This is a genomic window from Methylobacterium sp. yr668 (assembly GCF_900116245.1).
Lineage (GTDB): Bacteria > Pseudomonadota > Alphaproteobacteria > Rhizobiales > Beijerinckiaceae > Methylobacterium.
This window is the reverse complement of sequence record NZ_FOZY01000002.1, coordinates 43,412-62,429: the sequence shown is the minus strand read 5'-3', so window position 1 is coordinate 62,429 and position 19,018 is coordinate 43,412. Positions and strand designations below refer to the sequence as shown.

Below are 19,018 nucleotides of genomic sequence, written 5' to 3'. Positions count from 1 at the left end.
GGCCGGCCTCAGGGCCGGCCGGCGGCGCCGAGGTTGGCGAGCAGGGCTGCGAAGAGCCGGGCCCGCTGCGGCAGGGTCGCGATCAGCACGTGCTCCTCCAGGGTGTGGTAGCCCTGGCCCAGCGGTCCGAGCCCGTCGAGGGTCGGGATGCCGTTGGCGCCGGTGAAGTTGCCGTCCGAGCCGCCGCCGGCGCTGCGATGGGGCAGGGGCTGGCCGAGCGCCTCGCTCAGCGCGCGCGCCTGCTCGTAGAGCGCCATGCAGCCGGCATCCGGCTCCCAGACCGGCCGGGTCACGCCGCGGGTTACGCTGAAGCGGACGCCGTCCTCCTCGCCCGACAGGGCCAGCATCCGCGCGACGCCGCGGTCGAGGTCGGCCTGGCGCTTGGCCATGCTGAGCGCCTGCCCGCGGCAGACGGTCGGGACGCAGTTCACCCACTGCCCGCCCGAGACGATCCCGGTCGAGACGGTGCAGTCGGCATCCGACAGCGCGTCGATGGCGAGGATCTTCCGCGCCATCGCGCGGATCGCCGAGCGCCCCTCGTGGGGCGAGGCGCCGGCGTGGCTCGGGCGGCCCAGGGCCTCGAGGTCGAAGCGGGCGATGGCGTAGCGGCCGGTGACGACCCCGTTCTCGGGCTGGCCGGGTTCGGGCACCAGCACGACGGCGTGGCGGGCGGCCTCCGCCTCGATCAGGTCGCGGGTGGAGGGGCTGCCGATCTCCTCGTCGCCGGTGAACAGGACGGTCACCGGCAGCGGCGTCTCGATCCCGGCCGCCGCCAGGGCGCGGATCGCCGCGAGCGCGATGACGTTGCCGCCCTTCATGTCGAGGATGCCGGGACCGTAGGCGCGGTCGCCCTCGATCCGCCACGGCAGGCTCCCGAGGGTGCCGACCGGATGCACCGTGTCGAGGTGGCCGAGCACCAGGATGCCGGGCGCGTCGCGGTCCCGGTGCGGGAACCGGGCGCGGACGCAGTCGCTCAGGCCCATGCGGCCCGGGATCGTCTCGACGGTCGCCCCGAGAAGCGCGAGGTCGCGGGCGGCGACGCCCATCATGCGATTGACCGCCGCCGCGTCGTGGGTGGGGCTCTCGCACAGCACCCAGGGCTGCAGGGTCGCGAGGATCTCGCGCGCGTCGAAGGACAGGTCCGGGATCATCGGGCGTTCTCCTCGGCGAACGGATCGGCGACGCGCGGCCAGTAGAGGCCGGACCGCTTGGTGTAAGGGATCGCGCCGTAATCCGGCGGCACGGCGCCGGGCGCCGCGACGTAGCGGACCTCGCTCGCGATCGGCGCGAAGGCGGCGTAGAAGTGCTGCATCGACTTCACCACGACGATCCGCTTGTCGTCGAGGCCCAGGCCGAGGCCCGTGAACGCGTCGGGCGCGAAGGCCTGCTGGCGCTTGTGGGTCAGCACCACGTGGATCCCGTCCGCCTCCACCCAGGCCGCGGGGCCGAGTTGGGCCCGGCCGCCGCTGAGGCCGGTCTGGCTGTGGTCGTCCGACAGGCCGCGGACCGTGACGCGCAGGTCCACCGGGTTCCCGGAGGTCACGCCGCACTTGCCGCCGATCCGGAGGGTGAAGGTCGCCCCGAGGCCGGCCTCGTGGCAGATGCCGACCGCGCCGGGATCCCAGATCAGGCCGAGCGCCACGTCCGCGATGCCTCGCTCGGCGAGGCGGGCGAGGATCGCGGTGTTGTCGGAGGGTGCGCCCGCGCCGGCATTGTCGGCGAAGTCGGCGAGCACCATCGGGCGCGGGTCGCCGGAGGCGAGCGCCCGGTCGATGGCCGCGTCGATCGTGTCGCAGTGGCTCGCCGCCTCCTCGCGCATCGCCCAGACGGCGCCGGCCAGCTCGTCGGCCAGCGCCTGCGCCTTGCCAGCATCGCCGTCGGCCACGACCAGCATCTTGGCGCCGACGTCGGCCACGTCGCCCCAGGGAAAGCCGTGCCCGAAGGAGACCGACAGGATGCCGTCGCGCCCCTCCAGCGCCTCCATCCGGCGAACGAAGCCCGCGACCGGCTCGCGGCTGGTGCGCCACATGTTGACGATCCGGCAGTCGGCGTAGGCCATTACCGGCCGGATGTCCTTCGCCACGGTCCGGACGACCAGGGGGTACAGGTCGCGGGCGCGGTCGACGATGTCGGTGTGGGGGTATTCCTTGTAGATCACGATGACGTCTGCGCTGGCCCGCATCGTCTCGGTGAGGTGGCAGTGGAGGTCGAGCTCGACGCCGATCGTGGCCTCCGGCCCCACGATGGCGCGGACCCGCTCCAGGGTGTCGCCCTCGCAGTCGTCGTAGCCCTCGGCCACCATGGCGCCGTGCATGAACAGCAGCACGGCGTCGACCGGCATCGCGGCCTCCAGGTCCTCCAGCAGGGCGTCGCGCAGCTCCTCGTAGACGGCCCGCAGGGTGATCCCGCCGGGCTGCGCGAAGGTCGAGAGGCTCTCGACGACGGTGTGCCCGTCCGCCTCGGCCAGCGCGCGCCAGGCCTTGAGGCCGATATTGCTGAGGCTCGGCGGGTTCCGGCTGCCGTCCCGGCGGGCGTAGTCGGCGTGGAACGCCGACCGTCCGGTGGGCAGCGGCGCGAAGGTGTTGGTCTCGGTGGCGAGGCCGGCGATGAAGATCTTCAAGGTCCTGTCCCAATCCGTCCCGGCCGCCGGGTCAGGCGGGGCTCGGGGTGAGCGTGATGACCGTCTCGGTCGCCGCGTCCACGGCCGCGCGGCCGTAGAGCATCGGCACGTAGTCCTGGCGCCCCCAGACCGGGGCCAGGTCGGCGTAGTGCGGACTGCCCGGGTCCCCCGACTGGCCCGGCACGTTGATGAAGACCGAGCAGTCCCAGTCGCCCACGTCCACGACCATGCGGAACGAGGCGCCGTGGGTGAGCCGGAACGTGTCGGTCCGGTACTCCGCGTGCATGACCGATGCCGCGGCGCCGCCCACGGGCAGCGGGCCAACGTCCCAGCCGGATCCGGGCGCCAGGGCCGTCAGCGGGTGCGCGAACAGCGCGTGGTGCAGGCGGCCCCAGGACCAGCCCGCGGCATCGGTGCCCATCCGCTCCCGGCAGGTGCGAAGGCCGGCGCCGAGGGCGTCGGTGAGCAGGGACGCGCGGGTCGCCGGGTCGAGACCGGTCTCCAGCCGCTCGATCAGGCTCTGCGTGTCGCCGGGCGGGAGGAGGCGGCGCGTCCCGGCATCGGGCACGAGCGCCGCGACCAGGGCCGGGCGGAGGTGCCGCACCCAGACCACCTCGATGAGGGCGGCCGCCGCGGAGCCGTGGTGCAGCGCGCCGTCGAACGCGGCCAGCAGGGCCTGGGCCGCGGCGGCGTCGGGATCGTCCGCCGCCGGCAGGGCGCGCATCAGGTCGGCCAGCCGCCGGGCCGGCTCGGAGACCACGTCGCCCTGGAGCGCCCGCGAATCCGCGAGGCTGTGCCGGTCCTGCCCGCCGAGGACCGCCCGGATGCGGCGGGCGCGCCAGGGCTCGGCCCACTCGAACCCGACCCTCCGGTCCTCCGCGGGATAGTCCGGCGGCAGGTTCATCTCGTTGGCGGTGGCGAGCCAGCCCGCTTCCGGATCGACGCTCCGGGGCAGGGCGGCGGGATCGTGGAAGCCGGCCCAGTCGTAGCGGCCGTCGCCCGGCGCCGGCAGCAACCCGTCGTGGCCGGGCCGCACCGGCGCCTTGCCGGCCATGAACCACGCGATCCGCCCCGACGCGTCGGCGTAGAGCTGGTTCACCGAGGGCGCCGACCAGTGGCGCAGGGCCTCGCCGAAGCCCTCGGGCGTCGTGGCGCCGAGATAGGCGAGGCTGCCGAGATAGGCGGCAGCGCCGGGCTCCGACCAGACGGTCCGCAGCGCGAAGGCGCGGCCCCTCTCCTCGCGGAGGACCGGCCCGTGCCGGGTGAAGCCGAGGATCACGGTCTCGTCCGGGCCGCCGCGTACCGGGATCCGCTCGGCGACGCGCGCGATCGGGGCCCAGCCGTCGCCGGAGCGGTAGCGGTAGCGGTCGGGATCGGCCGGGTCGGTCTCGCAGACGAACAGGTCCTCCTGATCGATCGGCGCGATCGTGAGGCTGAAGGCGGCGCGGCCGTTATGGCCGATGGAGATGCCGGGCAGGGCCGGCTCGCCGGCCCCGATCACGTCGAGCCCCGGCGCGGTCAGGTGAACGGCGTAGCGCAGCGAGGGCTGCAGGTAGACCCGGTGCGGGTCGCTCGCCAGGATCGGCCGGCCGGTGGCGGTGCGGGTTGGCCCGACCACCCAGTTGTTCGAACCCTCGGCCGGCTCCTTCGGCGCGCCGCGGGGGCCGCGGGTGACGGTCCCGTGCGCGTCGACCTTCGACCAGTCCCAGGCCTCCGCGCGGGACGCCGCCATCCGCTCCGGGCTGAACCCCACCGTCGCCGTGGCCAGCCGGAAGGCGTCGAGGAGGTCGTCGGGCCAGTCGGCGGCGTCGAGCCCGTCCGGGATGACCGGCTGGTGGGGCGGGCTGATCCGCTTGCGCAGGTCGTCGACGGCCAGCCCGTCCGCCGGGCTCCGAGCCCGGGCGAGCACCCGCGCGCGGGCGACCTCGGAGAGGACATTGCGGATCAGCGCGTGGCTGCGGATGCGCACCACGTCCTCCGGCTGCCACAGCGCCGGGCGCGTGTCCGTCACGGCGAACTCCGGCGGGCGCAGGTTGGGCCGCGCCTCGGTGAGGGCGACGTAGGCGTTGATCCCCGCTACGAAGGCGGTGACGATCGCCCGCGTGTCCTGCGGCCCGTAGGCCGCCCACTCGGCCGCCATGTCGCCGCGGTAAAGGAACAGCCGGGCGGCCCGGTCCTGGGCGAGGTAGCCGGGTCCGAAATCCGCCGCCAGCAGGCCGAGGCCGCGCTTGCGCCAGAGGTCGAGCTGCCAGAGCCGGTCCCGGGCGGCGTTGAACCCCTGCGCGCGGAACGCGTCGAGCGCGGTGCCGGCGCGGATATGCGCCAGCCCCCAGCGGTCGACGCGGATCTCCGCCGGCCCGTCGAGGCCGGGGAGGGCGTAGGCCGTCCCGCTCACAGAGCCACTTCGATGAGGTGCGGCCCCTTGCTGGCGAGCGCGTGCTGGAACGCCTCGATGAAGTCCGGCAGGGTCTCGACCCGCCGCCCCGCGACGCCGAAGCCGCGGGCGAGGCTCACCCAGTCGATGGCCGGATCGTCGAGGCTGAGCATGCCCAGCGCCTTCGGACCGGGATTGAGCGCGCCGACATTGGTGAGTTCCGCCCGCAGGATCGCGTAGGAGCGGTTCGACCAGACGAGCGTCACCACGTCGAGGTGCTCGCGGGCCTGGGTCCAGAGCGCCTGCACCGTGTAGAGCCCGCTGCCGTCGGCCTGCAGGTTGATGACCTTGCGGTCGGGGCAGGCCACCGCGGCGCCGGTCGCCATCGGGATGCCGAGGCCGATCGAGCCGCCGCTGAGCTGCAGCCAGGTGTGGGGCGCGGCGTCCTGGGTCAGGGCGAAGAAGTTGCGGCCCGTGGTGATCGACTCGTCGCAGATCACCGCACCTTCCGGGATCAGCGCGCCGAGCACCTGTCCGATCGTGTCCTGGTCGAGGGGACCGGAGGTCGGGAGCTTCGGGCGCGGCCCGACGGCGACCGGCTCGGCCGGCGGGGCCGCGACGGCCTCGGCGAGCCGCTCGAGGGCGTCGATCTGGTCCTCCTCGGGTGTGGCCAGCGTGATCGTGGTGCTGCCCTCCGGCGCCAGGAGGCTCGGCTTGCCCGGGTAGGCGAAGAAGCCCACCGGCGGGGTCGCGCCGATCAGGATGATGTGGCGGAAGCCCTTCAGGGCGTCGATGCCCTGGTCGATCGGGTAGGGGAGGCGCTCGATCGGCACGGTGCCGGCGCCGCGATCGATCCGGGCGTTGGAGGTCATCGCCATCAGCCGGGCGCCGGTCTTGCGGGCGATCCGATCGGCGATGACCCGGCCCTCGCCCCGCACGGCCCGGTCGCCGAGATGCAGGAGCACCGGCTCGCCGCTCTGGAGGGCCTTCATGGCCGCCGCGATTGCGTCGTCGCCGGCCCGCGCCCGCTCGGGGATCGGCGGCACCGGCGCGGGGCCGGCGCCGGGATCCCAGGCGGTGTTGGCCGGCAGGATCAGGGTCGCGACCTGTCCCGGGGCGGTCCGGGCGGCCGCGATGGCGGCGGCGCCGTCGGAGCCGATCTCGGTCGCGCTCATGCCCGTCCGCACCCAGGAGGACATCGGGTGGGCCAGCCCCTCAATGTCCGAGGTGAGCGGCGCGTTGTACTCGCGGTGGTAGGTGGCGTGCTCACCGACGATGTTGACGACGGGGGTGCGCGCCTTCTTGGCGTTGTGGAGGTTGGCCAGCCCGTTGGCGAGGCCGGGCCCGAGATGGAGCAGGGTCGAGGCCGGCTTGTCGGCCATGCGGGCGTACCCGTCGGCGGCGCCGGTCGCCCCGCCCTCGAACAGGAACAGGACGCAGCGCATGCCCTCGACCCGGTCGAGGGCGGCGACGAAGTGCATCTCGGAGGTGCCGGGATTGGTGAAGCAGACCTCGACCCCGCCCTCCACGAGGGTCCGGACCAAGCTCTCGGCCCCGTTCATGGCGCGCGGCGTCTCGTCGGTCACGGGCGTCTCCTTCGGGGGCCGGCCGTCCGGGCTGGCGACTCGCATTTTTTATTATCGTGGCGCAGCGGGCGCCACGCGCAAGGGGCGACGTCCGGCATCTTCTGTTCGCCGGACGCAGGGCCTAAGCCTGAGCGTGGCGCGGGAATTGCGCCCGGCGCGCCGCAACTTCGACGATTGGGATCCGGATGACATTTCGCCGCCTGATTGCCGCCGCCCTGGCGGGTACCGTGGCCCTGACGGGATCGGCCAGCGCCGAGAGCGTCCTGCGCATCGCCATGACGGCGAGCGACATCCCCACCACGACGGGCATGCCCAACAACGGTTTCGAGGGGATGCGCTTCCTCGGCTACCCGATCTTCGAGGGGCTGGTGCAGTGGGACCTCAAGAGCACCACCAAGCTCGCCGGCATCGTCCCGGCGCTGGCCGAGCGCTGGGAGCAGGACCCGAACGACAAGGCGGTCTGGACCTTCCACCTGCGCCAGGGCGTGAAGTTCCACGACGGGACGCCGTTCAACGCCGACGCGGTGATCTGGAACCTCGACCGCTACTTCAAGAACGACAGCCCGCAATTCGAGCCGCAGGGCGCGGGCATCTCCCGGGCGCGGGCGCCGCTGGTCGGGAGCTACAGGAAGATCGACGAGTCGACCGTGCAGATCACCACCACCCAGGTCGCCTCGTACTTCCCCTACATGGTGGTCTACCTGCTCTTCACCTCGCCCGCCTCCTTCGAGAAGGCCGGGCGCGACTGGAGCAAGGTCGCGGCCCTGCCGGCGGCCGGCACCGGCCCGTTCAGGATCACCCGCGTCGCCCCGCGGGAGGCGGTCGATCTCGCCAAGTTCGACGGCTACTGGGACCCGAACCGGATGGCCAAGGTCGACAAGGTCCGGCTGCTGCCGATCCCGGAGGCGAATGCCCGCGTCGCCGCCCTGCGGGCCGGCCAGGTCGACTGGATCGAGGTGCCGGCGCCCGACGCGATCCCGTCGATGAAGCAGGCGGGCTTCACCATCACCACGGGCTCGTACCCGCATGTCTGGCCGTACATCTACAATATCGGTGCGAAGGACAGCCCGCTGAAGGACGTCCGCGTCCGGCAGGCGCTGAACTACTGCGTCGACCGCGCCGGCATCGTCGAATTGCTGAACGGCACGGCCGAGCCGGCCTCGGGCTGGCTCAACGACAAGGACCCGAATTTCGGGTCCCCGAAGAATCGCTACACGTTCGATGCCGCCAAGGGAAAGGCGCTGCTCGCCGATGCGGGCTTCACCGATGCCAAGCCCTTGAAGCTTAAGGTGATGATCTCCTCCTCAGGCTCGGGCCAGATGCTGCCCATGCCGATGAACGAGTACCTGCAGGAAAATCTGAAGCAGGCCTGCAACGTCGATCTGAGCTTCAACGTGGTCGAGTGGCAGGTGCTGCTGAATTCCAGCCGGGCGCTGCCGGATGCGCAGAGCCTCCAGGGCGCGATGGCGCTCAACGTCTCCTCGCCCTCCTCGGACGCCGCCGTGATGGCGCGCTATTTCGCGGGGGACCGGTTCCCGCCGGCCGGCTTTAACTTCCCCAACTGGAAGGACGACGCGTTCGACGCGGCCCTCAAGGCGCTCGCCGAGACCACCGACGCCAAGGTGATCGACGCCCAGACCAAGGTCGCCCACGAGCGCCTCGTGGACAATCCGCCCTGGCTGTTCGTCGTCCACGACCTCAATCCCCGCGGGATGTCCAAGAAGGTCCAGGGTTTCGTCTCGCCGCAATCCTGGTTCGTCGACCTCACCCTCGTCAGCGTGCAGTGACCCTATGCCCGACATCGATCCCGTACACGCCTCCGCGGCCGAGCTCGGCCGCGCGATCCAGGCGCGGACCCTCTCGCCGGTCGACGCCGTCGACGCCCTCCTCGGCCGGATCGACCGGCTGGAGCCGAAGCTCCAGGCCTTCACGGAGGTCTTCGCCGCCGATGCCCGCCTCGCCGCCGAGGGGGCCGACCGGGCGATCCGGTCCGGCCACGCCGTGGGGCCGCTCCACGGCGTCCCGGTCGTGCTCAAGGACCTGATCGACCTGGAGGGCCGGATCACCATGGGCGGCTCGGCCGCTCACCGGGCGCGCCGGGCCGCGCGCACCGCGACGATCGCCCGGCGCCTCATCGGCCAAGGCATGATCGTGCTCGGCAAGACCCACACGGTGGAGTTCGCCTACGGCGGCTGGGGCACGAACCAGCATCTCGGCACGCCGTGGAATCCCTGGGACGCCGAGACGCCGCGCACCCCCGGCGGGTCGAGCAGCGGCACCGGCGTGTCGGTGGCGGCCCGGATGGCGCCCTGGGGCATCGGCACCGATACCGGCGGCTCGGTGCGCCTGCCGGCCTCCTTCTGCGGGCTGACGGGCCTCAAGGTGACGGTCGGGCGCGTCTCGACCTGGGGGATCGTGCCCCTCTCGATGACCCTCGACACGCCCGGACCGCTGGCCCGCACCGTGGAGGACACGGCGCTGCTCTACGAGGCGATCTCCGGCCCCGATCCCCGCGATCCGACGACCCGCGGGGTCGCACCGGACGCGCCCTGGCCGGCGCTGAACCGCGGGGTCCGCGGCCTGCGCCTCGGCCGGATGCCGGCCTCGGAGCGGGACGGGGTCGCCCCCGACATGCTGGCCGCCTACGACGCGGCCCTCGACCTCCTGGCCCGGCAGGGCGCCGAGATCGTCGACGTCGTCCTGCCGTTCCGGTTCAGCGACTGCGTGGCCATGAGCCAGATCACCAACGCGGAGGCCTACTTCGTCAACGGGGATTTGGCGGAGGATCCGTCCGCCCAGCTCGGCGACGCCGTCCGGGCCCGGATCCTGGCCGGCGCGAACGTCTCGGCCCAGGAGTATCTCGGCACGCTCCACCGCCGGGCCACAATGAAGCAGCAGTACGACGCCGCCCTCGCGGGCATCGACGCCCTCCTGACGCCGACCACGGAGAGCGCGGCCGTCGCGCTCGACGCCGTCGACGAGGCGCACCTCCCGTCGCGCTTCACCCGTTTCGGCAACCTGCTCGATCTCTGTGCCCTGGCGCTGCCGAACGGCTTCACCGCGTCCGGGCTGCCGCTCTCGCTGCAGATCGTCTGCCGCGGCTACGAGGAGACGACGGCGCTGCGGATCGGACAGGCCTACCAGCGCGCGACCGACTGGCACCTGCGCCGGCCGCCGGTGTGAGACCCGCGGAGTCTCGGCGCCTCCGGCGTTCGGCAGCGGACCTGCCGACGCCCCCATCCTGCGGGAGACCGCGGGCGATCCGGAGACGCGGAGACGGGATCCACGGCCCCGTCACGCCCGCCAGAAGGTCAACAGCCACCAGACGCCCGTCAGAATGAACCAGAGGAATCTCAAGCCTCTGATGAGTTCATTGATCCCGAGGTACTCCATGAGGAAGCCGCCCAGGCAGGCCACATAGATGAAGGCGATGACCGTGGCCGTGGCCGGCGTGAGGATCCCGAATCCCCAGACCGCGGCGACGACGGCGAGGCCGAACGCGCACAGGCCGAAGGCGAGAAGGACGGGATGCGCCGCGCACCACTGCGCCACCCTGTCGTTGTCTGCGGACACGTGCTGCATGTGCGCCCCCGAATCGATGACTGACATCGACCATAAGGGCCGCGGCGTCCGGTTCTCGTGACGACGCGCACAGGATCGGCGCGGGCCCGGCGGCGGATCCACATCCTGCGTGCGGCGGTGCTGGAGCGCGGCCGTGTCAGGCTGCGCCGTTCGGGGACGGATCGATCACGCGGCCGGAACCTGCCCGGCTACGACGACGCCGAGCGTGTCGAGGAGCGACGACCGGGCACGGCTGACCCGGCTCTTCACGGTGCCGACCTGGCAGCCGAGCATGACCGCGGCCTCCTCGTAAGTGTGGCCCTCGGCACCCACCAGCAGCAGCGCCTGGCGCTGCGCGGAGGGCAGGTCTCCGAGACGCTCCCAAACGACCTTGAGGGTGCTGGCATCCTCCTGGTCGGACGGGCTGGTCATCTGCCCGGCATGCGTCCCGTCCACGTCCTCCACCTCCCGCCGCGTCTTGCGCAGGTCGGTGTAGAACTGGTTGCGCAGGATCGTGAACAGCCACGCGGTGAAGTTGGTGCCGGGCCGGAACCGCTGCTGGTTGGCCCAGGCCTTCACGAAGGTCTCCTGCACCAGGTCGTCGGCGCGGCTCACGTCGCCCACGAGCGACAGGGCGAAGGTGCGCAGGGCCGGCAGGGCCTTGATGATGTCGCCGCGGAAGTCGAAGGGGACCGTCTCGCCGTGCGCCGTGACCGCCGCCTCGAAGCGGGACACCAGGGCCGCGAGCTGCGCCGGCAGGGGCTCCAGCTCCACGACCTTGAAATACTCCCGGATCGGCAGGGCGAGGTGCTGGCCGATGGAAGCGGCGTAGCCGGCCCCGTCCCGGGTGCCCGCGCCTCCGTCTGGCCGGTCCGCAGCGTCCTCAGTCATGAACGGTTCCGCCTCCAACGCTGGTATACTGGAATAGCTCTAACGTCGGTAGCGGTGGAATCCTGAACCGATGCCAAACGCTCCCAATTGTGACAGGGAATTTAAGCATGGTGACCGGGGTGACAACGGCGGCCGGATCCGGCCCCCCGGGCTGGCAGCGGCGGGCCGGTCGATGCAGAGTGCGCAGCGTCAGGAGAGCGGGATGACCCACGATCACGCGCAGCACGCGCATGGCCACGACGATCACCACCACGATCATCACCACGGCAGCGACCTGTCGCCGGTCGAGGCCCGGGTGCGCGCCCTGGAATCGCTGCTCACCGAGAAGGGCTACGTCGACCCGGCGGCCCTCGATGCCCTGGTCGAGCTCTACGAGACCAAGGTCGGCCCCCACGCGGGGGCCCGGGTCGTGGCCCGGGCCTGGACAGATCCCGCCTTCCGGGCGCGGCTCCTGGCCGACGCCACGCCGGCCATCGCCGAGTTGGATATCGGCGGCCGCGGCGGCGAGCACATGGTGGTGGTCGAGAATACGCCGGAGATCCACAACCTCGTCGTCTGCACCCTGTGCTCCTGCTACCCGTGGCCGGTGCTCGGCCTGCCCCCGGTCTGGTACAAGGCGCCGCCCTACCGGGCGCGGGCGGTGATCGACCCGCGCGGCGTGCTCGCCGAGTTCGGGGTGACGCTGCCGGAAACCACCCGCATCACCGTCTGGGACTCGACGGCCGAGACCCGCTACATGGTCCTGCCGATGCGCCCGGCCGAGACCGAGGGCTTCTCCGAGGAGGCCCTGGCCGCCCTCGTCACCCGCGATTCCATGATCGGTACGGGCCTGCCCAGGGCGATCCCGGTCGCGCCCGCGGAGATGCCGGTATGAACGGAGCCCAGGATCTCGGCGGGGCGCACGGCTTCGGGCCGGTGGTGCCGGAGCCGGACGAGCCAGTCTTCCACGCCGCGTGGGAGCGCCGCGTCTTCGCGCTGGCCATGGCCATGGGCTACACGGGCGCCTGGAACCTCGACGGCAGCCGGGCCAACCGCGAATCCCTGCCGCCGGCGGAATATCTCGCGTCGAGCTACTACGAGATCTGGCTCAGGGCGCTGGAGAAGCAGGTCGTCGGCACCGGGCTGGTGACGCCGGCCGAACTGGCGAGCGGCCGATCCGCGGAGAAGGCCAAGCCCGTCGCGCGGGTCCTGGCCCGCGAGGGCCTGGAGCAGCGCTTCCGGGCCGGCTTCCCGAGCAGCCGCGCCGCCGATGCCCCGGCGCGCTTCGCGGTCGGCGACGCCGTCCTGGCGCGCAACAGCCACCCGACCGGCCACACGCGGCTGCCCCGCTACGTGCGCGGCAAGCGCGGCCGGATCGTGCGCGTCGACGGGGTCTACGTCTTCCCCGACACCAACGCCTACGGGTCGGGTGAGAACCCGACCTGGCTCTACACGGTCGCCTTCACCGCGCAGGAGCTGTGGGGCGAGAGCGGCGACCCGGGCGGAGTCGTCACGGTGGCGGCCTTCGAACCGTACCTGGACCCCTCGTGACCGCGCCGTCGCCCAGCCCCTTCGCGGCGCCCTGGGAGGCGCAGGTCTTCGCCCTGGTGGTCTCCCTGCGCGAATCCGGGCTGTTCACGTGGTCGGAATGGGCGGACCGCCTCGGCCGCCAGATCCGCCCCACCGAGGCCCCCGAGCAGGCGGCCGATTACGGCGCGTGGCTCGCGACGCTGGAAGCGCTCCTGGCCGAGCGGGGCGTGGCGGGGCCCGAGAGCGTCGCGGCGCGGACCGAGGCCTTCCTGCGGGCCGCGGAGGCCACGCCCCACGGCCAGCCGATCCGCCTGGAGAACGACCCGCTCTACCGGCCCTGAGCCCGCAGGCTGTCGAGCGGCACCGGCGCGGCGTGCGATCGGCCGCTCATCAGCTGGTCGAGCAGGGCCAGAACCTCGGCCCGCCCGCAATTGCGGGCGGGCTCGAACGGCGTCCAGGTCTGGGTGAAGTCGAGGCGCTCGAACACGTCGCGGTAGCGGCGCAGCTCGCTCGGCGTGAGCGGCACCCCGCGCACGAAGGCCTTGTGGGCCGAGATCGTGGTGGCGCGTCGGAAATCCGCCGGGTCGAGCTCGAACTTCAGGGCGTCGCCGCAGAAGCAGATCTTCCGCCCGCGGTCGTACAGGATCGCGTGGCCATCGAAATGGCCGGCGGTGCGGTGCAGCTCCAGCCCCGGCAACGGCTCGAGGAAATCGTCGTAGGGCCAGCTCACCTGCAGCGCCGCGCTCCACGTGAAGTCGGCCGCCGGCAGGCAGAGTTCCGGGTCGAACCGGTCCTGGAGCTGCGTCAGCGCCCCGTAGGAATGCGGGTGCGAGGCCGAGAGCACAGCCATCCCGCCGAGCCGCTCGATCTGGTCGAGGGCGGCCTCGCTGAAGACCGGGCAGCCCTCGAAGCCCATGTTCCCGTGCTCGGTCTGGATTAGGTAGGCGGACGGCCCGATGCCGGAGACCGGCTCGTTCCAGAAGCGCCAGACGCCCGGCTCGAGCTCCTGCCAGTGGCAGGGAAAGGCGTCCTGCGCCTCGCGGGCGGTGCGGAAGCGCCAGCCGTCCTGCGGCACGACGTGGCGGGCGTCGAGGCACATCGGGCAGGCGGCCGGCGTCTCGAAGTGCCGCTGCCAGAACCCGCAATTGTCGCAGGTGTAGGCGGGCAGCTTCAGGGCGCCCGCGAAGGGCAGATAGCCGGGCATCGTCTGGGACCTTCCTCGGGGGCGGTGCGTGCGATACGGCCCTAGTTGAACTCGCCGTCCCCGTCATCGCGAGCGCAGCGAAGCGACCCAGGGCAGAGGGCGTTCTCCGGGCAGGGCGTCACCGTGGATTGCTTCGCTCCGCTCGCAATGACGGTGGCAGGCCTGTCGACGGGATCGGGCTCGGCAGCCGTCAGGTCCGCCCGGGCAGGCGGCGCGCCGACCGGGCGGCGTGGACGGTGCCGGCGAGGCCGACGAGGGCCAAGCCGAGGAGGCCGCCGACCACGACGTCGCGGGTGCGGCTCGTGACGAACTCGGCGCGGCTCGCCTTGGTCCGACCGGAGAAGCGCCCGTCGATCCCGGCCGGGCCGGGCACGGGGGCCTCGAGATTGCCCGCCATCTCGGGGATGGTCTCTTCGGAGAGCTGGGCCGACCACATGGAGGCGGCCTTGCGGTCGGCGAGCGCCGGCGCCAGCGCCTGGGCGGCCGCCATCATCACCGAGGACCGGCCGACCCAGACCTCCCGGCGCGGGTGCTCGACCGCGTACAGGATCGCGTCGGCGCAGAGCCGCGGGTCGAAGACCGGGTCCGGCGCGTACTGGCGGTGGCCGGTGCGGTTGCGCGCCCAGTTGAACTGCGGCGTGTTGACCGCCGGCAGGTAGATCACGCTGAGGCTGACATTGACCCGGTCGTGCAGCAGCTCGCAGCGCAGGGCGTCGGTGAAGCCCGAGACCGCGAACTTGGCCGCGCAGTAGGGCGCCTGCAGGGGCGCCGCCCGTATCGCGAGGCCCGACGAGACCTGGATGATCGCGCCGCGGTCGCGCCGCTTCATGCGGCGCAGGGCGGCGAGCGTCCCGTAGACCTGGCTGAGATAGGTGGTCTCGGTCACCCGCCGGTACTCGTCCGGGGTGATTCGGTCGGCCGGGTTCACCACCGTCGACATGGCATTGTTCACCCACGCGCGGATCGGGCCGAGCTCGCGCTCGACCCGCTCGGCGGCCGCGTCCACGGCCTCCGGGTCGGCGACGTCCGCGCCGATCGCCAGCACCGGCTGGCCGTAGGCGGCGAGCGCCCGCTCGGCCGCGGAGAGACGGCCGGGATCCCGCGCGATCACCGCGACCGACCAGCCGCGCGCGGCGAATTCATGCGCGGTGGCGAGCCCGATTCCGGCCGTGCCCCCCGTAACGACCGCAACCCGTGCCATACCGACCTCATCCGCGACAGACCGAACCGGCAACACGGTGCGGCGCGCTCGGTTGCGCCGCCCGATTGGGCCGGAACGTCACGGGGATACCGATCGCGACGCCGATTTCGCGGACCGGGACGCAACGTCCGACCGCGGCCGCTGTTGACTGCCTGTACCGCGTCATGCCGAACCATCGAGGGTCGCAGCCATGCGCACTGGACGACGCTTCTCCCTCTTCTCGCTCCCGATCGATCCCTGGCCGCAGGCGTCCCTGGCCGAGCGGACCGCCGTCGGGATGGTCCTGACCGGCCTGCTGCTCGTGCCGGCCTGCGCGGTCGGGGCCGCGCTCCTCGTGTTCACGACGCTCGCGGCCCACGTGTACTGGTCCTACGATCTCGGCGCCTCCCTCCACGCGTTCATCGCCCGGCATGCCGGGGCCGCCGTCGCGCGGCGCGGCCGGCTCGTCCACAAGGCCTGACGCGCGGGAGCGGATCGACGGCCGGGCGGCGTTGAGCCGTGCCGGTCCACACGGCCCGGCCGCGCGGCCCCCGCGATCCCTGTGCGTTCGCCTCGGTCCGATTTGACCTGACGGTCTCTCGTGGGCCAGTCAGGTTCGGAACCGAGAGATCGCCATGTTCCGTACCCTGATGTCTGCGCGGCGCTTCGCGCCGCTGTTCTGGTGCCAGTTCTTCTCGGCGTTCAACGACAATTTCCTGAAGAACGCGCTCGCCTTCCTGATCCTGTTCGGGATCGGCGGCCAGGCGGACGCCCATGCCGGCGTCCTCGTGACACTCGCGAGCGCCGTGTTCATCGGGCCGTTCTTCATCCTGTCGGGTCTCGGCGGCCAGTGGGCCGACCGCTACGACAAGGCGCTGATGGCGCGGCGGCTCAAGTTCGCCGAGATCTTCGCGGCCGGCACCGCCGTGCTCGGCTTCCTCCTGCACTCGATCCCGGTTCTGTTCGTGGCGCTCGGCCTGTTCGGGACGATCGCGGCGCTGTTCGGCCCGATCAAGTACGGGATCCTGCCGGACCATCTCCGGCGCGAGGAGCTGCCCGCCGGCAACGCCCTCGTGGAGGCGGCGACCTTCCTGGCGATCCTGCTCGGCACGATCGCGGCCGGCGCGGCCTCGGCGATGGGCGGCTCGGGACTCGTGTTCGGCGTCCTGGTGATGGGCTTCGCCGTCCTGTGCTGGCTCTCGGCCCGGATGATCCCGGCGACCGGCGAGGGCGCCCCGGACCTGCGCGTCGACCCGAACGTCGCCCGCTCGACCTACGCGCTGCTGCGCGACCTCTGGGCCGACACGCGGCTGTGGCGCGGCTCGCTCACGGTGAGCTGGTTCTGGCTGGTCGGCGTGGTGGTGCTGTCGCTGCTGCCGGTGCTGGTGCGCGGCGCCTTCAACGGCACCGAGACGGTGATCACGCTGCTGCTGGCGCTGTTCTCGATCGGCATCGCGGTCGGCTCCGGCCTCGCCTCGTGGCTCGCCAGCGGACGGATCGTGCTGCTGCCGACGCCGGTCGGCGCGGTGCTGATGGGCCTGTTCGGCCTCGACCTCGCGTGGACGATCGGCCACCTGCCGGCCCCGCCCGCCGAGCCGATCGGCCCCCTCGGCTTCCTGCAGACCGGCCACGGCCTGCGCACCGGGATCGACTTCCTCGGGCTGGCGATCTCCGGCGGCCTCTACATCGTCCCGTCCTTCGCGGCCGTGCAGGCCTGGGCCGAGAAGGCGATGCGTGCCCGGATCATCGGCGCGGTCAACGTCATGACGGCGGCCTTCATGGTCGCCGGCACCCTGGCGCTCGCGGCGCTGCAGGGCGCTGGCCTCACGATCGCGAGCCTCCTGGCGGTGGTGGCGGTGCTGAACCTGATCGTCGGCGCGCTCGTGTTCGCGACTTTGCCGACGAGCCCGTTCCGCGACTTCCTGTCGATCCTGTTCCGGGCCTTCTACCGGCTGGAGGTTCGCGGCTTCGACAACCTCGCGGCGGCCGGCCCGAACGCCATCATCGCCCTCAACCACGTCTCGTTCCTCGACGCGCCGCTCGCGCTGTCGCTCCTCGAGCAGGAGCCGGTCTTCGCCATCGACAGCGGGATCGCGCAGCGCTGGTGGGTGCGCCCGTTCCTGCGCATCACCAAGGCGATGCCGCTCGACCCGACCCGGCCGCTCGCCACCCGGACGCTGATCAACGCGGTCAAGAGCGGCGAGACCCTGATCATCTTCCCCGAGGGCCGGCTCACGGTCACCGGCAGCCTGATGAAGGTCTACGACGGCGCCGGGCTGATCGGCGACAAGTCGGGCGCGATGGTCGTCCCGGTGAAGCTCGACGGCCTGGAACGCACCGTCTTCTCGCGGCTGTCGCGCGGGCAGGTGCGCCGCCGCTGGTGGCCCAAGGTGACCGTGACGGTGATGCCGCCGGTGCGGCTGATCGTGGACCCCGCGCTCAAGGGCAAGGCGCGGCGGCAGGCGGCGGGCGCCGCCCTCTACGGGATCATGTCGGACCTCGTGTTCCGCACCGCCGACATCGACCGCGGCCTGATGGCGGCGCTGATCGAGGCGGGCGAGCGCCACGGCTGGGGCCGCAACGCCCTGGAGGATCCGGTCGGCGGCCGCCTCAGCTACAGCCGGCTCGTGATGGGCGCCAATATCCTCGGCCGCAAGCTGATGCCGCTGGCGCCCGTGGGCGGCCGGATCGGCGTCATGCTGCCGAACGCCAACGGCGCCGCGGTGACGCTGTTTGCCCTCGCCTCCGCGGGCCGGGTGCCGGCGATGATCAATTTCTCAGCCGGGCCCGCCAACGTGCTCTCGGCCTGCCGGGCGGCGGAGGTCAGCAAGATCCTGACCTCCCGGGCCTTCATCGAGAAGGGACGGCTGGGCCCGCTCGTCGAGGCGATCCGCGGCTCGGTCGAGTTGATCTACCTGGAGGACGTGCGGGCCGGCATCACGACGGGGGACAAGATCCGCGGCCTCCTAGCGCCGCGCCGCCCCCTGGTGGCGCGCGCCGGTGAGGATCCGGGGGCGGTGCTGTTCACCTCGGGCAGCGAGGGCACGCCGAAGGGCGTGGTGCTCGCCAACCGCTGCATGCTCGCCAACGTGGCGCAGGTGGCGGCCCGGATCGATTTCGGCCCGATGGACAAGGTGTTCAACGTCCTGCCGGTGTTCCACGCCTTCGGGCTCACGGCCGGGCTGGTCCTGCCCCTGGTCTCGGGGGTGCCGGTCTACCTCTACCCGTCGCCGCTGCACTACCGGATCGTGCCGGAGCTGATCTACGGCTCGAACAGCACCGTCCTGTTCGGGACCGACACGTTCCTCACGGGCTACGCCCGGTCGGCCCATTCCTACGACCTGCGCTCCCTGCGCTACGTCGTGGCCGGCGCCGAGGCCGTGAAGGAGACCACCCGGAAGACCTGGGCGGAGAAGTTCGGGCTGCGCATCCTGGAGGGCTACGGCGTCACCGAGTGCGGGCCAGTCGTCGCCCTCAACACGCCGATGTTCAACCGGTTCGGCACAGTCGGGCGGATCCTGCCCGGCATCGAGACCCGCCTCGAGCCGGTGCCGGGAATCGACGAGGGCGGCCGCCTGTCCCTGCGCGGGCCGAACATCATGCTGGGCTACCTGCGCGCCGAGAAGCCCGGCGTGCTGGAGCCGCCGCCGGGCGGCTGGCACGACACCGGCGACATCGTGGCGATCGACCCGATGGGCTTCGTCACCATCAAGGGTCGGGCCAAGCGCTTCGCGAAGATCGCCGGCGAGATGGTGTCGCTCGCCGGGATCGAGTCCCTGGCCGCCGAACTCTGGCCCGACCGCCCGAGCGCCGTCGCGGCGGTGCCGGACGCCCGCAAGGGCGAGCGGCTGATCCTGTTCACGCAGGAGAAGGGCGCGACCCGGGCCGCCTACCAGAGCTTCGCCAAGGGCCGCGGCGCCTCCGACGTCGCGATCCCCGCCGAGGTGGTGGTGCTGGACGCGATCCCGATGCTCGGCACCGGCAAGGTCGACCAAGTGGCCGTCACGAAGCTCGCGCTGGAGCGGGCGAAGGAGAACGCGGCGGCCTGACGGTCGCGGCCGGGCCTCCCGCGTCACCCAAACGGGGGATGCGG

The 19,018-nt window shown here is 72.4% G+C and carries 15 protein-coding genes; 7 read left to right on the top strand and 8 right to left on the bottom strand.

The window, feature by feature from the left end; genetic code table 11:
• Positions 1 to 8: 8 nt before the first annotated feature.
• The 4 genes from BM419_RS02800 to BM419_RS02785 are packed head-to-tail and all read right to left on the bottom strand — an operon-like array spanning position 9 to position 6,556.
• Entirely contained in the window at positions 9 to 1,151 is a 1,143-nt protein-coding gene (locus BM419_RS02800; RefSeq protein ID WP_091681280.1) for a M20/M25/M40 family metallo-hydrolase, read from the bottom strand.
• Positions 1,148 to 2,620 carry a M81 family metallopeptidase gene (locus BM419_RS02795; protein ID WP_091681278.1) on the bottom strand — a complete coding sequence of 491 codons (1,473 nt, stop codon included), beginning with the start codon at positions 2,618 to 2,620 and terminating at the stop codon, positions 1,148 to 1,150. Before BM419_RS02795 ends, BM419_RS02800 begins: the two co-directional genes overlap by 4 nt.
• A 31-nt stretch (positions 2,621 to 2,651) precedes the next feature.
• Positions 2,652 to 5,015, bottom strand: a complete 2,364-nt coding sequence (locus BM419_RS02790) for a penicillin acylase family protein (protein WP_091924845.1) — start codon at positions 5,013 to 5,015, stop codon at positions 2,652 to 2,654.
• A complete protein-coding gene (locus BM419_RS02785) occupies positions 5,012 to 6,556 on the bottom strand; it encodes an acetolactate synthase large subunit (protein WP_175556265.1) in 1,545 nt (514 codons plus the stop codon). The genes BM419_RS02790 and BM419_RS02785 overlap by 4 nt, the downstream gene beginning before the upstream one ends.
• 209 nt (positions 6,557 to 6,765) lie before the next feature.
• Here BM419_RS02785 and BM419_RS02780 point away from each other — a divergent pair, with 209 nt between their 5' ends.
• Both BM419_RS02780 and BM419_RS02775 read left to right on the top strand, forming a co-directional pair.
• On the top strand, positions 6,766 to 8,367 hold the full coding sequence (locus BM419_RS02780; RefSeq protein WP_091681273.1) for an ABC transporter substrate-binding protein: 1,602 nt from the start codon (positions 6,766 to 6,768) through the stop codon (positions 8,365 to 8,367).
• A 4-nt stretch (positions 8,368 to 8,371) separates the two neighbouring features.
• Positions 8,372 to 9,763 (top strand): amidase, encoded by a 1,392-nt coding sequence (locus tag BM419_RS02775; RefSeq protein WP_056525612.1) that lies wholly within the window; start codon positions 8,372 to 8,374, stop codon positions 9,761 to 9,763.
• Positions 9,764 to 9,874: 111 nt separating this feature from the next.
• Here BM419_RS02775 and BM419_RS02770 read toward each other — a convergent pair whose 3' ends face one another.
• On the bottom strand, positions 9,875 to 10,162 hold the full coding sequence (locus BM419_RS02770) for a hypothetical protein (protein WP_244526978.1): 288 nt from the start codon (positions 10,160 to 10,162) through the stop codon (positions 9,875 to 9,877).
• Between the two features lie 165 nt (positions 10,163 to 10,327).
• A complete protein-coding gene (locus tag BM419_RS02765; RefSeq protein WP_091924839.1) occupies positions 10,328 to 11,032 on the bottom strand; it encodes a sigma-70 family RNA polymerase sigma factor in 705 nt (234 codons plus the stop codon).
• Positions 11,033 to 11,234: 202 nt separating this feature from the next.
• Here BM419_RS02765 and nthA point away from each other — a divergent pair, with 202 nt between their 5' ends.
• The 3 genes from nthA to BM419_RS02750 are packed head-to-tail and all read left to right on the top strand — an operon-like array spanning position 11,235 to position 12,882.
• Complete coding sequence (gene nthA / locus BM419_RS02760; RefSeq protein ID WP_091681267.1) at positions 11,235 to 11,906, top strand: nitrile hydratase subunit alpha; 672 nt, start codon at positions 11,235 to 11,237, stop codon at positions 11,904 to 11,906.
• Positions 11,903 to 12,562, top strand: coding sequence for a nitrile hydratase subunit beta (gene nthB, locus BM419_RS02755; RefSeq protein WP_091681265.1), 660 nt, complete (start codon positions 11,903 to 11,905; stop codon positions 12,560 to 12,562). The genes nthA and nthB overlap by 4 nt, the downstream gene beginning before the upstream one ends.
• On the top strand, positions 12,559 to 12,882 hold the full coding sequence (locus tag BM419_RS02750; protein ID WP_056525624.1) for a nitrile hydratase accessory protein: 324 nt from the start codon (positions 12,559 to 12,561) through the stop codon (positions 12,880 to 12,882). The genes nthB and BM419_RS02750 overlap by 4 nt, the downstream gene beginning before the upstream one ends.
• Here BM419_RS02750 and BM419_RS02745 read toward each other — a convergent pair.
• Both BM419_RS02745 and BM419_RS02740 read right to left on the bottom strand, forming a co-directional pair.
• On the bottom strand, positions 12,870 to 13,745 hold the full coding sequence (locus BM419_RS02745; RefSeq protein WP_091681264.1) for an MBL fold metallo-hydrolase: 876 nt from the start codon (positions 13,743 to 13,745) through the stop codon (positions 12,870 to 12,872). The genes BM419_RS02750 and BM419_RS02745 overlap by 13 nt on opposite strands.
• A gap of 190 nt (positions 13,746 to 13,935) precedes the next feature.
• Positions 13,936 to 14,946, bottom strand: a complete 1,011-nt coding sequence (locus BM419_RS02740; RefSeq protein ID WP_091681262.1) for an SDR family oxidoreductase — start codon at positions 14,944 to 14,946, stop codon at positions 13,936 to 13,938.
• Between the two features lie 190 nt (positions 14,947 to 15,136).
• Here BM419_RS02740 and BM419_RS02735 point away from each other — a divergent pair, with 190 nt between their 5' ends.
• Both BM419_RS02735 and BM419_RS02730 read left to right on the top strand, forming a co-directional pair.
• On the top strand, positions 15,137 to 15,406 hold the full coding sequence (locus BM419_RS02735) for a hypothetical protein (RefSeq protein WP_020093716.1): 270 nt from the start codon (positions 15,137 to 15,139) through the stop codon (positions 15,404 to 15,406).
• 154 nt (positions 15,407 to 15,560) lie between these two features.
• Positions 15,561 to 18,974, top strand: coding sequence for an acyl-[ACP]--phospholipid O-acyltransferase (locus BM419_RS02730; protein ID WP_091924836.1), 3,414 nt, complete (start codon positions 15,561 to 15,563; stop codon positions 18,972 to 18,974).
• Positions 18,975 to 19,018 lie beyond the last annotated feature (44 nt).

What these genes read in the sequence shown, in the direction of transcription:
- BM419_RS02770 (WP_244526978.1), bottom strand. Translation starts at nt 10,162, where the DNA reads ATGCAGCACGTGTCCGCAGACAACGACAGGGTGGCGCAGTGGTGCGCG.
- BM419_RS02785 (WP_175556265.1), bottom strand. Translation starts at nt 6,556, where the DNA reads ATGAACGGGGCCGAGAGCTTGGTCCGGACCCTCGTGGAGGGCGGGGTC.
- BM419_RS02740 (WP_091681262.1), bottom strand. Translation starts at nt 14,946, where the DNA reads ATGGCACGGGTTGCGGTCGTTACGGGGGGCACGGCCGGAATCGGGCTC.
- BM419_RS02735 (WP_020093716.1), top strand. Translation starts at nt 15,137, where the DNA reads ATGCGCACTGGACGACGCTTCTCCCTCTTCTCGCTCCCGATCGATCCC.
- BM419_RS02765 (WP_091924839.1), bottom strand. Translation starts at nt 11,032, where the DNA reads ATGACTGAGGACGCTGCGGACCGGCCAGACGGAGGCGCGGGCACCCGG.
- nthA (WP_091681267.1), top strand. Translation starts at nt 11,235, where the DNA reads ATGACCCACGATCACGCGCAGCACGCGCATGGCCACGACGATCACCAC.
- nthB (WP_091681265.1), top strand. Translation starts at nt 11,903, where the DNA reads ATGAACGGAGCCCAGGATCTCGGCGGGGCGCACGGCTTCGGGCCGGTG.
- BM419_RS02800 (WP_091681280.1), bottom strand. Translation starts at nt 1,151, where the DNA reads ATGATCCCGGACCTGTCCTTCGACGCGCGCGAGATCCTCGCGACCCTG.
- BM419_RS02775 (WP_056525612.1), top strand. Translation starts at nt 8,372, where the DNA reads ATGCCCGACATCGATCCCGTACACGCCTCCGCGGCCGAGCTCGGCCGC.
- BM419_RS02745 (WP_091681264.1), bottom strand. Translation starts at nt 13,745, where the DNA reads ATGCCCGGCTATCTGCCCTTCGCGGGCGCCCTGAAGCTGCCCGCCTAC.
- BM419_RS02780 (WP_091681273.1), top strand. Translation starts at nt 6,766, where the DNA reads ATGACATTTCGCCGCCTGATTGCCGCCGCCCTGGCGGGTACCGTGGCC.
- BM419_RS02730 (WP_091924836.1), top strand. Translation starts at nt 15,561, where the DNA reads ATGTTCCGTACCCTGATGTCTGCGCGGCGCTTCGCGCCGCTGTTCTGG.